Origin of the sequence: Polynucleobacter sp. Latsch14-2, from assembly GCF_018881925.1 — a bacterium.
Classification (GTDB): domain Bacteria; phylum Pseudomonadota; class Gammaproteobacteria; order Burkholderiales; family Burkholderiaceae; genus Polynucleobacter.
Map to the genome: position 1 here is coordinate 43,812 of NZ_JACVPL010000004.1, position 13,007 is coordinate 56,818.

A 13,007-nucleotide genomic window follows, 5' to 3' on the forward strand; every position below is an offset into this window, starting at 1 on the left:
TCCTTACTGAACAACGATATTGGCACCCTGCCTTAGTTGATTTAAATATTCAAATTGTTTTTTCTGATTTAAGCCAGCACGAATAGATGCCTTTGCCTGGTCTAGTGTTGGTGGCTTGCTCGATTTTTTATCCTCCAACTTAACAAGGTACCAACCCTGCGGCATCTTAATCGGCAACGGTGAAACTTGACCAACTGAAAGGGCCACTAAAACAGATGAGATCTGAGGTGCAACCTGACCCAATTGAACCCATCCCACTGCACCACCTTGAACTTTGTTGGGTGCCAAAGAAATACTTTTGGCAACCTTGTCGAATGACTCACCCTTTTTAATTCTGGCCAAACCGGCCTTTGCATCTTCTTCAGTCGCAACCGCTATATCACTGACTTTATATTCAACGATAAGACCCTGGGGTCCGAGCGAGGCAACTTGCTGGTTGTATGCCGCTGAAATATCGCTATCGGTCACTGGGTTTTGTGCAGTAAAAGTCGCCAACTCAAGATCGGCCAAATAGTTTTGGCGTATCTGGGCCAACTGATAATTAGCCTTATCAGAGTTTGCTACGCCATCACGCTCAGCCTGTTGAGATAAAAGAGCAATTTCAATTAATTTTCCGAGCACTGCATTGCGTAATTCCGGTGAGTCTTTTTGACCCTGGGATAAAGCAATCTGAATACCCTGCTCCACTGCATCGTTAGTAATAAGGCTCCCATTAACGCTAGCTGCAGCATTAGAAGGGAGAGCTTGGGATAAAGCCGTACCAGAAAACGCTGCAATTGCAACGCATGCCACAACGAGTCTAGAGCACAGAATTTTCATCAAAAATACTTTCAATAAGGGTTGAATCTATATATTAACAGCCGTAAGGACGCTAATTGAAACCTGCATTGCACAAACTTTCCAAGTTTCTGGAAAACACCTTTTAGCACTTACAATCATCGAATGAACTCAAGCAACCCCACCAAAGATGCACCACCGAATCTCAAAAGACGTGTAGTAAACGAATTTCAAAAAGCTATCCGTTTAACACTCTATTTAGGTACGTGGTTCTGTGCCATTACCTTTTTGGCAGAAACTGCCTTGAGAGAGAGGCCAATCCATTTAACGATATTTGGCCTAGCCATGATTAAAGCAGGTATTTGTGCAAAATTTATGCTACTAGGTCAAGCCGCCTATCCCATTACTGTTAATAAAAAATATGGCATTGTTCCATCGCTATTTACTGAATCGCTAGTGTATTCAGCTATCGTATTAATCTTTAGCTACCTAGAGTCCGGAGTTGATGGCCTTATCCATGGCAGAAATTTTGTAGAATCACTAGCCTCCTTTGGTCATGCCGATCCTCTATATGTTCTAGCCCTATCGATCGTCTATTGGCTCATCATATGGCCCTATCTATTGTTTTCGGGGATGAAACTAGCCTTAGGAAATGCAACGGTTGCAGAAATAATGTTTGGCCCTAAAAGACCTCGCTAGCCATTGAAGATGTCCTTTGAGAAATGCTTTATTGTTCTCGTGCTATGCATCGCGACAAAGGTATCTTTTGGGCAAGAAATAGAACCACGGGCATATTCAAATGCGCCAATCGGATTGAACTTTGTTTCTGGTGGAATTGGCCAAGCCAAAAGTGCTCAGTACAAACTCACTAGTGAGGTACTCTCATACGCCCATATTTTCGATATTGGCGGCCAATCAGCAAAGCTCGGCATCGTGCTGCCCTATGCCGAGCTATCTGGCTCAGCAAAAAATGGTGGCCAATCAATCAACGCTTCCTCAGAGGGTTTATCCGACCCTATGATTAGAGCCTCGGTAAATCTTTATGGTGCACCAGCACTCTCTTCTGAAGATTTTAAGAATTACAAACAAGATCTCATCATTGGTATGAGTTTGGCTGCTTCCATACCATGGGGAAAATATGATAGCAATCAACTGTTAAATGTTGGGGCTAATCGCTGGTTTATTCAACCTGGATTAGGCGGCTCAAAAGCCATTGATTCATGGCGATTTGAGTTGGCTGGTGCCGCTACGATCTTCACCGATAATCAGAATTTTGTCGGAGGAAATTCTCTTTCACAAGCTCCGATTTATTCTGTCGAGAGCCATGTAATTTACTATCTACCGTCAACGGCATGGCTATCGGTAGACGCAAACTATTTCACGGGTGGTCAAACCTCTATCAATGGCACATCGTCAGGAGTACCCCAAGAGAATTGGCGCTTCGGTGGAACCTTCTCCACTCCAATCGACAAACACAATGCCATTAAGTTCTATGCCAGCACTGGGGCATACTCCAGAACGAGTAACAACTATGACCTGTTTGGTATGGCATGGCAATATCGTTGGGGTCCTGGTCTATAAATACTGAGATAGCGCAAAATAGCTAAAATCAGTAAAGACTGCTAAACCCCCTAAATATAGTTATTTGAGGCTAATGACCATCATGAGCAATGAACCAAAGAAAACGCTTCCAAGCAATCCCGAAAGCGGTTTACGCAAAGGTCTCACTAGTTATGGCGATAAGGGATTTTCACTGTTTTTACGCAAAGCCTTTATCAAAGGCGCCGGCTACACCAATAGCGCTCTAGACCGACCAGTCATCGGCATTATTAATACAGGCAGCGCATACAACCCCTGTCATGGCAATATGCCCGCTCTAATTGAAGCGGTTAAGCGTGGTGTCATGTTGTCTGGTGGGTTGGCAATGGAATTTCCAACAATTTCAATTCATGAAAGCTTTGCAGCACCAACCAGCATGTATTTACGGAACCTGATGTCAATGGACACAGAGGAAATGCTACGTGCTCAGCCGATGGATGCGGTGGTCATGATTGGCGGTTGCGATAAAACCGTTCCGGCGCAAATGATGGGTGCAGCTTCTGCCGGTTTGCCTGCAATACAACTGATTACCGGGTCAATGCTGACTGGATCACATCGCAATGAACGTGTTGGTGCATGCACTGATTGCCGTCGTTACTGGGGTAAATTTCGCGCGGGTGAAATTGATGAGCAGCAGAAAGACGAAGTTAATGACCAATTGGTTGCTAGCGTTGGCACCTGCTCCGTCATGGGAACAGCCAGCACAATGGCCTGCATTGCAGAAGCTTTAGGCATGACAGTCCCAGGCGGTGCATCACCGCCGGCAGTTACTGCCGATAGAGTTCGAATTGCAGAAGAGACTGGTACGCTCGCCGTACAAATGGCAAGAGATGGTTTAACCATCGATAAGATATTAACTGCAGATGCGTTTGAAAATGCTATGCGGGTTTTGCTGGCCATTGGTGGGTCCACAAACGGTATCGTTCATCTAGCTGCCATTGCCGGACGTATGGGCCTAGAAATCGACTTAGATGCCCTAGACAAAATGGGTGATGAGACCCCAGTCTTGTTGGATCTAAAGCCCTCTGGTGACCACTATATGGAAAACTTCCATGATGCTGGCGGTATGGCCACCCTCCTACGCGAGCTAAAGCCCTTACTCAAACTCAATGCCCTGACTGTTACTGGCAGAACATTAGGCGAAGAGATAAATGCAGCACCGCCTAGTTTTCCACAAGATGTTGTTAGAAAATTTGATGACCCCATTTATCCGCGTGGCAGCATTGTCGTTCTTCGCGGGAACTTGGCGCCGGGTGGCGCAATCATTAAGCAATCTGCAGCCGATGAAAAACTCATGGAGCATGAAGGTCGTGCGGTAGTGTTTGAAAATGCTGAAGATTTAGTGACGCGTATTGATAGTCTAGATCTCGATGTCACGGCTGATGATATCTTGGTCCTGAAGAATATCGGACCCAAAGGAGCGCCTGGAATGCCTGAAGCTGGCTATATCCCAATTCCGCTGAAACTAGCACAGGCTGGCGTTAAAGATATTGTTCGCATCTCCGACGGTCGTATGAGTGGTACTGCATTTGGCACGATTGTTTTGCATGTGACGCCAGAATCGGCTATTGGCGGTCCGTTAGCACATGTGCGCAATGGTGACCGGATACGTTTGAGCGTGAAAAACCGCGAAATTAGCCTTCTGATTTCTGATGAAGAACTGGCCAAACGTATGAAAGATAACCCCATCACCGAACCGACCGCAGATCGCGGCTATAAGAAATTATTTTTAGATACTGTTACACAAGCGGACAAAGGCGTTGATTTTGATTTTTTACGGGCCGCTAAGATGGTTGGTAAAACCCCCCAGAAATAAAGTCAAGGCCGGCAATATTCACTCAACTTTAAGCGCTCTTAATTCCCGGCGCAAGATCTTACCAACATTTGATTTTGGAAGGTCCTGAACAAAGATAATTTTTCTCGGACGCTTGTAGCTGGTCATTTGCTCTTTACAGTACAGAACGACCTGTTCCTCACTCAGATCTTCGCTCTCTTTGACAATATAAGCACTGACTACCTCTCCAAGCTTACGATGTGGAGTGCCGATCACAGCACACTCTCGAACACCTATCATCCGCGATAAAACATCCTCAATTTCATTGGGGAAAACTTTAAACCCAGCGACAACAATCATATCCTTCTTGCGATCAACAATTGTGATGTACCCGTCATCATCCATGATGCCTATATCGCCTGATTTAAAGAATCCATCTGTGGTGGTAAAGCGTTTTGTTTCTTCAACCTGATTCCAGTAACCCGCCATCACTTGGGGACCCTTGATGCAAATTTCTCCAGGAGAGCCATTTGCCACCTCAATTCCGTCGTCATCTAGAATTGCAATATCGGTACCGGGCATAGGTAAACCAATAGTCCCATTAAAGCCCTCAACTAAAGGCGTGTTGACACAAACTACCGGGGAAGTTTCGGATAAACCATAGCCTTGTGCAATTGGAACGCCAGTGAGTTTTTGCCATAAGTCGGCTGTTTTCTTTTGAACGGCCATACCACCCCCGATGGTAACCAGTAAATTAGGGAGTTTGACTCGTAAAAAATCGGGTCGGTGAATGAGTGCATGAAACAGTGTATTCACAGCTGGAAAGATATTGATATTAGGATGGCGTATGAGCAACTTAATAAACCCAGCAATATCTTTTGGGTTAAGCACTAAAATCAATAAACCACCCTTACGGATACCGAGTAAAGCGCAAGCTGTTAAAGCAAAAATGTGGGTTAGCGGAAGCGCGCACAAAATAACCAATTGTTCGACTTTGGCATGCTTTAGGCCAGGCTCTAGCCATGATTCAATTTGCAATACATTTGCAAGAATATTTTTATGGAGCAACATGGCACCTTTTGAAACTCCAGTCGTCCCGCCGGTATATTGTAAAAAAGCTAAGTCATTTAGGCCAATATTGGGCCTAACAAAGGCGTGCTCCCTACCAAGATTCAATGACTCTTTAAATTTAATGCAGGGGAAATTCCAAGCCGGCACAAGCTTTTTGAATTTGCGTGCAACAAAATTGATGAATAAACCCTTTAGACTAAGTAGCTCACCAAGACTACTGACAATCACCTTCTTCAATGCGCCTTGACTTTCGATCTGCTGGTATGTGTGGCAGAAGTTATCCAAGATTACGAGGACAGATGCACCGCTATCCTTCAGTTGATATTCAAGTTCTCTGGATGTGTAAAGAGGATTGATATTCACAACTACCAATCCTGCACGGAGCGTACCTAGCATAGCCACCAAATATTCCGCAACATTAGGAAACATGATGGCTACCCGAGATCCCGGCTCTAACTCTAATGTCTGCAAATATCCTGCAAAATTTCTCGACATCTGATCTAGCTCACGGTAAGTCAAAGGCTTGCCCATAGTCTCTAGAGCATGGCGATTGGGGTAGCGTCTAAAAGATTCCTCAAAAATATCCACCAATGAGGAATATTTCTTCAGATCAATATCGTGAGGAACTCCTTCGGGGTAGTGTTTTAACCAAGGCTTTTCAGAATTCATACCCAATCCAATCAATCCTTTACGATCTCACTCAGCTTTTCTAAAAAAAGCTCTTGGCCATGATTCACCTTTTCACCCCAATCTTTTCCAGCATCTTTATTGGCATTATCTGTTATGTATTTATAGGCTTGCCAAGGAATATTCAATTGGTACGCAACAGCCGCAATCGCAAATAGCTCCATATCAACCACATCAACCCTTTGAGTATGTAGCCAAGGATCATGCGCCGTTACAAAACTATCCCCAGTGCCACATACATAGTTGCCGCCCAAAGAAAAGTATTCAAATGGTCTCGGGCAAAACGGGGTTTTTCCTCTCGGCGCAAGTGGTTCGGTTTGCATATCACGCTGAATGACTCGAGCAATCTCCAGCAATCCCTGCACACTAGGATTGACTTTTCCAGCAGTCCCAAAATTTAAGATTCTTTTGGGTTGGAATTCTTGTGCGGCCTTGAGCGTAGTCAGTGCGGCATTGATCTTACCAATCCCAGAGTAGGCAATCTTCACCCCATGCGGAAGGAATTCATGCTTGAGTTCAGACTCTAATGCGGCAATAATGAGTAATTGATTTTTCATGTCGGCAAATTATGAATTTATTAGATTATCTACCTGGTGTGCCTGACTTCCCAAAGCCGGGCATCCTCTTTAGGGATATCTCTCCATTATTGGCCAGTCCAATCGCCTTCCAAGAGGCCATTAGGCAACTGAATGAGCTAGCCAAGTCTTTTGATTACACCCACATTTTAGGCATTGAATCTCGGGGCTTTATCTTTGGCTCTGCTCTAGCTCACTACGCTCACAAAGGACTGGCTTTAGCCAGAAAACCAAATAAATTACCCTTAGCGAGCCACAGGCAGACTTATGGACTTGAATATGGTCAAGACTCATTGGAATTCCAGCAATCGGCCCTTACAAAGGATGCCAGAGTCTTGTTAATAGATGATGTGCTGGCTACCGGGGGAACATTAGTCGCGGCACACAAATTACTCAAGGGCGCTGGATTTGAAGTTTGTGGTGCACTGACGTTGCTGGAAATTGCAGGATTAAACGGCTCCAACATCCTAAAAGAGAACGGCATTACAAGTCGCACCTTGCTGGTCGCCTAAATAGACGCTAAAGAATACTCTTGGCACCTTTTAAGAGTTTGAGTGCCCCCCAGCCGATTGCAAGAGTCTTGCTAGCAAGTTTTGGTTTGTAATGCGCAAGTGCTGCAAAAGCAGTACTCCAAACAATGGGGTTGCTTTTTATAAAATTAACAGCATCAATTCCTTTGTCAGCCCAAGTCAGAGGCTTTTGCCAAGGCTCAAAATGCAGAGATAAATTACGACGCTCAAGCGCGGCTCTGTCTTGTAGCGCTACTCGGCGTTGCTGCAAAGCTTTTAGTTTTGAGTTCATTACTTTGAAAGCTCCTCGCGATCCCTTTGTAACTCATCGATTGTTGCCTCAAATAACTTAGGCATAGTTCTGAGTGATTGCAAAACTAGAGCGGCTAAGATCGAACCTATTATCAAGAAGCCACTCGCCAATAAAGTTAAGGCGAAAATGCGATTCGACTCCCAGCTATAAATGACGATTAATAATGCGAACATCACAAGCCCAAAAAAAAGAAAAAATAGGGCAAATATAATCATTACCAATAAGCTAATGAATCGACTTCTGGCAATTTGTACATCGGTAGAAATAAGCTCAAGACGGGTTTGTGCGATTGATGTACCAGTGGCCAGCAAATTCTTCAGCGATGAAAGCAAGTTTTCTTGTGACATTCTTTTCCTAGCGGCGTCGAATAAATAGGCCAATTAATAAGCCCAGACCTGCGGCTACTCCAATAGCCTCCCAGGGGTTCCGATGAACAAAATCATCCGCACCCTCGGCGGCAAGCTTCACCTTTTCTGTAAAAGCATCTTCAGTATTTGAGAGACTCTCCTTTGCGCTCGATAAGGTCTCGAGCGCTTTAGAGCGAATGGAAGCTATCATGCCATCCTCCTGTCCAGCTGTTGCCTTAATCAAGGCCTCAGCATCGCTCATAAGCGCCTTAAAGTCGCTCACCAATTGCTCTGGATTGATATCTGATTGATTATGCTCAAGCTTATCTGAATTTTTTTTAGCTGTCATAGCCCTGCTTTCGAAAAATGACTGGTTAACCCATTCTAAGCATTTACGAGCTTGCACCCAACAATAAAATGGTTAACCCGGCGTTTCCATGCTTAGATGACTGTAGATGATGCTTTATGCTTGGTCGCCTGCGCAATAAAGCTTGGTACAACTCGCTTCCATAGGCCAAATCTTCACCACAATAATAGTCAGTAACTCGGTCTGAGAAATAGTTATTATCTAGAGCCTCACGTATTACCCTTTTAATGTGGCCACCCTCGCCGCTTGATCCATACCCATGAACCAATAGAACAACCTTGATACCAAGCTCACTAGCTCTGCGTAATTGGTGAGTCAGTCTGTCTAAAGCCTCTTCCGCACTGGGTCCGCCACGCTTCAAGTTAATCTCTAGCGTATCACTCAATGACTCTGGCATTGCTTGACTTCCGCAATGCTGACAAGCGCCCATCCAATGCCGAGCATTGCCACACTCAGGGCAATTAAATGACTGCTTCATTTAGTTATACCCACACCAGCAATATCAACCCTGGAGAATCCACAGGCAGCGATGACGGTTTAAGAGCAATACTTCATCTCTAAGGTGCTGGCATCTTTTGCCTTGTCGTCAACCATCAAGTTCATCGCCTTTTGCGCTTCCTCTCTATTGTCTTGCACCTTGAGCGTTGCCGAAATCAAACTTCCAACATCTTTGCGAATGGCCGTATTTCCATACTGTAGATTCTTCAGGGTAGCGACCGTCTCCGCCGATAGTCTGCACTGTTGAGTCATCAGCGCCGATGAATCTGTTGTCGTATTGGCAAATGCAAAGGCTGCCACTGATATACAAACACCTGCTAGTAATGTCTTTTTCATTTTATTTCCTAACTTTTTGACCGCATGTTGGACAACAACCTAAATCCTTCGCTTTTAGTTTTCTGAGTGCTGCGTAAACACTTGATTCCGAGATTTCCATCTTTCTCGCCGCCTGGGCTGCACTCATTCCCTTCCCTACCCACTCAATTGCTTGATGGGTTTTTGGCACCAGTCTTTTCATAACACTCCTTCCATGTAAATACTATACCACAGAAGTAGTGAAGTTGTGAAGTTGTGAACAATAATTTATTATTGTCGTTTTTCTGCATCGATGTGTAAGGAAACCCAAAAAGAAAAAGCCCCGCAGAGGGGCTTTAAATCTGAAAAGGAAGGAGAAGAAAGAGGCTACGACTACTCGGGTTCTATGCCGGCAATCCTAACTACCTTTGCCCATTTAACAATCTCGGAAGAAATAAAGTTAGCAAATTCTTTGGGTGAGTTACCAACCGGTTCAAATCCCCTCTGAATCAACTGCTCCCTTAATTCAGGAATTTTCAGTACCTCAAGGGTGACTTGATTAATACGATTGATAATTTCAGGCGGCGTACCCTTGGGTGCATACAAACCATACCAGGTAGTGGCACTATAACCATGAAGACCAGAATCAGAAATAGTCGGCAAACTTGGCATCGCCAACGAGGATCTTTCAGAAGTGACAGCAATAGGCCTCAGCTGACCAGATTTAACAAAAGGCATGGCTGCAGGCATGGTGGCAAAGAAGATATCCACTTGCCCACCTAAGAGATCATTCATGGCAAGACCGCCCCCTTTATAAGGGACATGGGTCATGCTTACCCCACCCATGGAATCAAATAAGACACCTGCCAAGTGGGATGAAGAGCCGTTTCCTGCTGATGGGTAGTTGATTTTTCCAGGGGAGGCTTTAGCCAATGCCAAGAGATCAGCTACGGATTTAACTGGAACATTAAGGTTGGAAACCAAGATATTTGGGGTAATTGCCACCAACGAAATCGGAGCCAGATCCTTTTCAGGGTTGTATGGAAGCTTCTTGAAGATACTGACGTTAATGGCGTTGGGTGCAACATTCCCCATCAAAAGCGTATAACCATTGGGTGCAGAATTCACAACCGCTTCTGTACCAATATTGCCACTAGCCCCGCCGCGATTTTCAATTGCAATGGGTTGACCTAATTTTCTGGAAAGCTCAGGAGCAATCAGTCTAGCAATAATGTCCGTACCACCACCAGGTGGATAGGCAACAATCAAACGAATTGGTTTATCGGGATAGGCAGCGTTTGCAAAGCCACAGCCTAGGGCAAGCATGAGTCCAAAAAAAATAGCTTTCAAAATATAGTCTTATTTTAGGTAAATGGTTTTGCCAGTTCTGGCAGATTCTTCGATGGCTAAGGTAACCGCAAGTGTGCGTCTAGCATCCTCTGGCTTTGCTAGGTTGCATGGCTTACCAGTTGAGACGTAGTCAAGCCAAGCTCTTGTCTCATCAGCAATGGGGCCAAGAAAATCTCCCAAGGCCCAGTCCCCAGGAGTGGAACTTTCCAAAAAGACGGTTTCAATCTTGTGATCAGAGAGATATACATGTGGAAAACCCAACTCAGTTTGCATAATCTGATCTGTATGGTCGTCATTAATCAGCAGCGTGCCGTGAGTGCCCAAAAGTTCAACGCGGGCACTGTGCCCAACTGAAGGCCATTTTTCTGGCAAGGCGTAACTGACACCCAAGTTCACGACTGCGCCGTCTTTACAAGTCAAGATCGCCCAAGTCACGTCTTCTGTATCGTATCCGGCCGCATGGATAATGCCCTTTTGACCCTTAGCGAAGACTTCGGTTACAGGATTGTTAGCCATCAACCAGCCCATCAAATCAACGTAATAAGTCAGCGCATCCACTACAGGTGTTGCACCCTTATTGCGCTTGAGCATGGCAAAACATTGCGAACGAGAATTGTAGAGGCGCGCGCATGCTCCCGTAATAGTTCCTAAGCGCCCTTGCACAATTTGTTCTTTAGCAATCAAATAGCGATTTTTATAGCGTCGGCTATAGCCAATATGTAAGTCGCTATTTAATTGTTGAGCCCTCTTCAAAACCAAATCAGCATCTGACTCTAGGAGAGCTATGGGTTTCTCCACCAGCACCGGAAATCCAAGCTCTAGAGCAGCCAGCAAGGGTTTAGTGTGTTCGTGCTCTGGGGTGGCGATATCAATGGCATTGACCTCGGGTCTTGTCATCACCTCATTACTATCAACACTCCAAAAATCAGCGCCAACTGTTTTGGCTAATTTTTCTGCAGCTTCAGGGTTCACATCGGAAACCGCAATGTAGCCAACCGATGGATGCATCTTTGCTAACTTTGCCCTCAATGTGCCAATACGCCCAGAGCCAATGATGGCTAAGCCAATTTGTTTTTGTGTCTTCATGATTTCCTTGCCGTGCCGATCCCAATCAAATAATCGATCAGCACTATCTTTTTTATATCGAATCAATATTTTTAATACGTCTGATACTAAACAATAATGCAAAGGCCTGTAAATGCTGCTCAGCAACATTTATGTAACCAGCCATCCGAATGAAGTTGACAGTCAACTCAGGTAGGATAGCATCAGAATTGGTATATTTATACAAGCGTTTAATTTTTTCCCTGCAGTAAAAATAAAACATAAAGCCGGAGACAACAATATGAACAGCAAGCAAAGAAGATCTTTTTTAAAATCTAGCGCAACCGGAATCGCTGCAATGGCTTTGCCGGGATACACAATATTTTCTGCGGCAGCGGAGCAAGCTACTACTTTTGAAAACGGTAAAGATGCAACAAGAATATTGGCGCAATATGCTCTCAAAACAAAATATGATGATTTGCCAGCCAATATTAAAAGGGAGGCATCCAGGGCATTTGTTAACTATATTGGCGTTACAGTCGGCAGCTGTCGCCATGAGGCCGTGGAAATTTCGATTGATGCCCTCAGGCCAGTTTCCGGATCTAGTCAGGCAACCGTCTTGGGCAGAAAAGAACGATTTGATGCACTTAATGCCGCATTTATCAACGGCGTAAGTAGCCATGTGTTTGATTTTGATGATACTCACCTCGTTACGAATGTTCATGCTGCCGGCCCTATTGCTTCTGCATTACTAGCGTATTCAGAAATTAAACCTGTGACCGGACGTGAGTTCATGAACGCCTTCTATCTAGGCGTGGAATACAGTATTCGACTTTCTAATGCATTAGCCCCCAATCATGCTGACATTGGCTGGCATGTCTCGGGTACTGCCCCTTGCATAGGCGCTGCTGCAGCTGTTGGTCGACTGATGAATCTCAGCGAGCAGCAAATGATTTGGAATCTTGGATTAGCCGCATCACAGCAGGTTGGCTTTAGAGACTCTTTTGGCTCAATGAACAAGAGCTTTAATCCTGGTAGATCTGCTGCCAATGGACTCTTTGCAGCCCTTTTGGCGCAACGCAATTTTACCAGCTCAAACCAAATGATAGAATCTCGCATTGGCTGGGCTGCCGCAATGAGCACTAAGTGCGACTATCAAGAGATGCTAGGTGATCTTGGTTCACGTTATGAAATAGCCAAGGATACCTATAAACCTTTTGCCTGCGGGATTGTGATTCATCCGGCATTAGATGCTGCCATCCAATTAAGAGACCAATACAAACTAAAGCCAGACCAAATAAAATCGATCTTAATTAAAGCCAATCCCTATGTTGTAGAGTTGACTGGTAAAAAAACACCACAAACTGGTCTAGAAGGGAAATTCAGCGTATACCATTCTGTTGCGATTGCCATCATTGACGGTCGCGCTGGCGAAAAACAATACTCTGATGCAGCTGTATTGAGTCCAAAGACTATTGCCCTACGTAACAAAATTACTGTCGAGATCGATAAATCTTTACCGAAAAAATCTGGTGAAGTCACTATTACCCTCAACGATGGTCGAGTTCTCAATAAGTTCATTGAGAGTGCTGTTGGTGGTGTTGAAAATCCGATGACCAATGAGCAGTTAGATGCGAAATTTTTGGATCTAACCGAAGATATTCTGCCGCGTGCTCGCTGCAAAACTCTCCTAGCGGACTCTTGGCGTATGGCAGAACTGCAAAGTGCTGGCAAGTTCGCCAAATCAACAGTAGCGTAGGATCTCTAAAAAAATTTAGAGTCAATTTAAGCCATGCGGAGAT

At 44.8% G+C, this 13,007-nt stretch carries 15 protein-coding genes; 5 read left to right on the forward strand and 10 right to left on the reverse strand.

Annotated elements, in window-relative coordinates; all coding sequences use genetic code 11:
- Window positions 1–3: 3 nt before the first annotated feature.
- Complete coding sequence (locus ICN46_RS05330) at window positions 4–834, reverse strand: peptidylprolyl isomerase (protein ID WP_255538758.1); 831 nt, start codon at window positions 832–834, stop codon at window positions 4–6.
- A 108-nt stretch (window positions 835–942) separates the two neighbouring features.
- Between ICN46_RS05330 and ICN46_RS05335 the strand changes: the two genes are divergently transcribed.
- The 3 genes from ICN46_RS05335 to ICN46_RS05345 all read left to right on the forward strand — a co-directional run bounded on the left by ICN46_RS05335 (window position 943) and on the right by ICN46_RS05345 (window position 4,192).
- Window positions 943–1,476 (forward strand): hypothetical protein, encoded by a 534-nt coding sequence (locus ICN46_RS05335; protein WP_216205612.1) that lies wholly within the window; start codon window positions 943–945, stop codon window positions 1,474–1,476.
- A gap of 9 nt (window positions 1,477–1,485) precedes the next feature.
- Window positions 1,486–2,358 (forward strand): transporter, encoded by an 873-nt coding sequence (locus ICN46_RS05340; RefSeq protein ID WP_216205617.1) that lies wholly within the window; start codon window positions 1,486–1,488, stop codon window positions 2,356–2,358.
- A gap of 82 nt (window positions 2,359–2,440) precedes the next feature.
- A complete protein-coding gene (locus ICN46_RS05345) occupies window positions 2,441–4,192 on the forward strand; it encodes an IlvD/Edd family dehydratase (protein ID WP_216205620.1) in 1,752 nt (583 codons plus the stop codon).
- A gap of 18 nt (window positions 4,193–4,210) precedes the next feature.
- On the opposite strand, the gene ICN46_RS05350 is transcribed toward ICN46_RS05345, so the two are convergent.
- Entirely contained in the window at window positions 4,211–5,890 is a 1,680-nt protein-coding gene (locus tag ICN46_RS05350; protein WP_216205623.1) for an AMP-binding protein, read from the reverse strand.
- Between the two features lie 11 nt (window positions 5,891–5,901).
- Complete coding sequence (locus ICN46_RS05355) at window positions 5,902–6,465, reverse strand: phosphorylase family protein (protein ID WP_216205626.1); 564 nt, start codon at window positions 6,463–6,465, stop codon at window positions 5,902–5,904.
- 11 nt (window positions 6,466–6,476) lie between these two features.
- On the opposite strand from ICN46_RS05355, the gene ICN46_RS05360 reads away from it, so the two are divergent.
- Window positions 6,477–6,995 (forward strand): adenine phosphoribosyltransferase, encoded by a 519-nt coding sequence (locus ICN46_RS05360; RefSeq protein ID WP_216205628.1) that lies wholly within the window; start codon window positions 6,477–6,479, stop codon window positions 6,993–6,995.
- A 7-nt stretch (window positions 6,996–7,002) separates the two neighbouring features.
- On the opposite strand, the gene ICN46_RS05365 is transcribed toward ICN46_RS05360, so the two are convergent.
- The 7 genes from ICN46_RS05365 to ICN46_RS05395 all read right to left on the reverse strand — a co-directional run bounded on the left by ICN46_RS05365 (window position 7,003) and on the right by ICN46_RS05395 (window position 11,376).
- Complete coding sequence (locus ICN46_RS05365) at window positions 7,003–7,284, reverse strand: YqjK family protein (RefSeq protein WP_216205631.1); 282 nt, start codon at window positions 7,282–7,284, stop codon at window positions 7,003–7,005.
- Window positions 7,284–7,652: a phage holin family protein gene (locus ICN46_RS05370; protein WP_216205635.1), complete on the reverse strand. Its 369-nt coding sequence runs from the start codon at window positions 7,650–7,652 to the stop codon at window positions 7,284–7,286. Before ICN46_RS05370 ends, ICN46_RS05365 begins: the two co-directional genes overlap by 1 nt.
- A gap of 7 nt (window positions 7,653–7,659) precedes the next feature.
- A complete protein-coding gene (locus ICN46_RS05375; RefSeq protein WP_216205638.1) occupies window positions 7,660–8,001 on the reverse strand; it encodes an ElaB/YgaM/YqjD family protein in 342 nt (113 codons plus the stop codon).
- A 43-nt stretch (window positions 8,002–8,044) separates the two neighbouring features.
- On the reverse strand, window positions 8,045–8,497 hold the full coding sequence (locus tag ICN46_RS05380) for a Smr/MutS family protein (protein WP_216205640.1): 453 nt from the start codon (window positions 8,495–8,497) through the stop codon (window positions 8,045–8,047).
- Between the two features lie 59 nt (window positions 8,498–8,556).
- Window positions 8,557–8,853, reverse strand: coding sequence for a hypothetical protein (locus ICN46_RS05385; protein WP_216205642.1), 297 nt, complete (start codon window positions 8,851–8,853; stop codon window positions 8,557–8,559).
- 351 nt (window positions 8,854–9,204) lie between these two features.
- On the reverse strand, window positions 9,205–10,161 hold the full coding sequence (locus ICN46_RS05390) for a Bug family tripartite tricarboxylate transporter substrate binding protein (protein ID WP_216205645.1): 957 nt from the start codon (window positions 10,159–10,161) through the stop codon (window positions 9,205–9,207).
- A gap of 9 nt (window positions 10,162–10,170) precedes the next feature.
- Window positions 10,171–11,376, reverse strand: a complete 1,206-nt coding sequence (locus tag ICN46_RS05395; RefSeq protein ID WP_216205648.1) for a Gfo/Idh/MocA family protein — start codon at window positions 11,374–11,376, stop codon at window positions 10,171–10,173.
- Between the two features lie 130 nt (window positions 11,377–11,506).
- Here ICN46_RS05395 and ICN46_RS05400 point away from each other — a divergent pair, with 130 nt between their 5' ends.
- On the forward strand, window positions 11,507–12,964 hold the full coding sequence (locus tag ICN46_RS05400; RefSeq protein ID WP_216205651.1) for an MmgE/PrpD family protein: 1,458 nt from the start codon (window positions 11,507–11,509) through the stop codon (window positions 12,962–12,964).
- Window positions 12,965–13,007 lie beyond the last annotated feature (43 nt).

What these genes read in the sequence shown, in the direction of transcription:
- ICN46_RS05400 (WP_216205651.1), top strand. Translation starts at nt 11,507, where the DNA reads ATGAACAGCAAGCAAAGAAGATCTTTTTTAAAATCTAGCGCAACCGGA.
- ICN46_RS05340 (WP_216205617.1), top strand. Translation starts at nt 1,486, where the DNA reads ATGTCCTTTGAGAAATGCTTTATTGTTCTCGTGCTATGCATCGCGACA.
- ICN46_RS05365 (WP_216205631.1), bottom strand. Translation starts at nt 7,284, where the DNA reads ATGAACTCAAAACTAAAAGCTTTGCAGCAACGCCGAGTAGCGCTACAA.
- ICN46_RS05350 (WP_216205623.1), bottom strand. Translation starts at nt 5,890, where the DNA reads ATGAATTCTGAAAAGCCTTGGTTAAAACACTACCCCGAAGGAGTTCCT.
- ICN46_RS05355 (WP_216205626.1), bottom strand. Translation starts at nt 6,465, where the DNA reads ATGAAAAATCAATTACTCATTATTGCCGCATTAGAGTCTGAACTCAAG.
- ICN46_RS05360 (WP_216205628.1), top strand. Translation starts at nt 6,477, where the DNA reads ATGAATTTATTAGATTATCTACCTGGTGTGCCTGACTTCCCAAAGCCG.
- ICN46_RS05335 (WP_216205612.1), top strand. Translation starts at nt 943, where the DNA reads ATGAACTCAAGCAACCCCACCAAAGATGCACCACCGAATCTCAAAAGA.
- ICN46_RS05370 (WP_216205635.1), bottom strand. Translation starts at nt 7,652, where the DNA reads ATGTCACAAGAAAACTTGCTTTCATCGCTGAAGAATTTGCTGGCCACT.
- ICN46_RS05380 (WP_216205640.1), bottom strand. Translation starts at nt 8,497, where the DNA reads ATGAAGCAGTCATTTAATTGCCCTGAGTGTGGCAATGCTCGGCATTGG.
- ICN46_RS05395 (WP_216205648.1), bottom strand. Translation starts at nt 11,376, where the DNA reads ATGTTGCTGAGCAGCATTTACAGGCCTTTGCATTATTGTTTAGTATCA.
- ICN46_RS05345 (WP_216205620.1), top strand. Translation starts at nt 2,441, where the DNA reads ATGAGCAATGAACCAAAGAAAACGCTTCCAAGCAATCCCGAAAGCGGT.
- ICN46_RS05375 (WP_216205638.1), bottom strand. Translation starts at nt 8,001, where the DNA reads ATGACAGCTAAAAAAAATTCAGATAAGCTTGAGCATAATCAATCAGAT.
- ICN46_RS05385 (WP_216205642.1), bottom strand. Translation starts at nt 8,853, where the DNA reads ATGAAAAAGACATTACTAGCAGGTGTTTGTATATCAGTGGCAGCCTTT.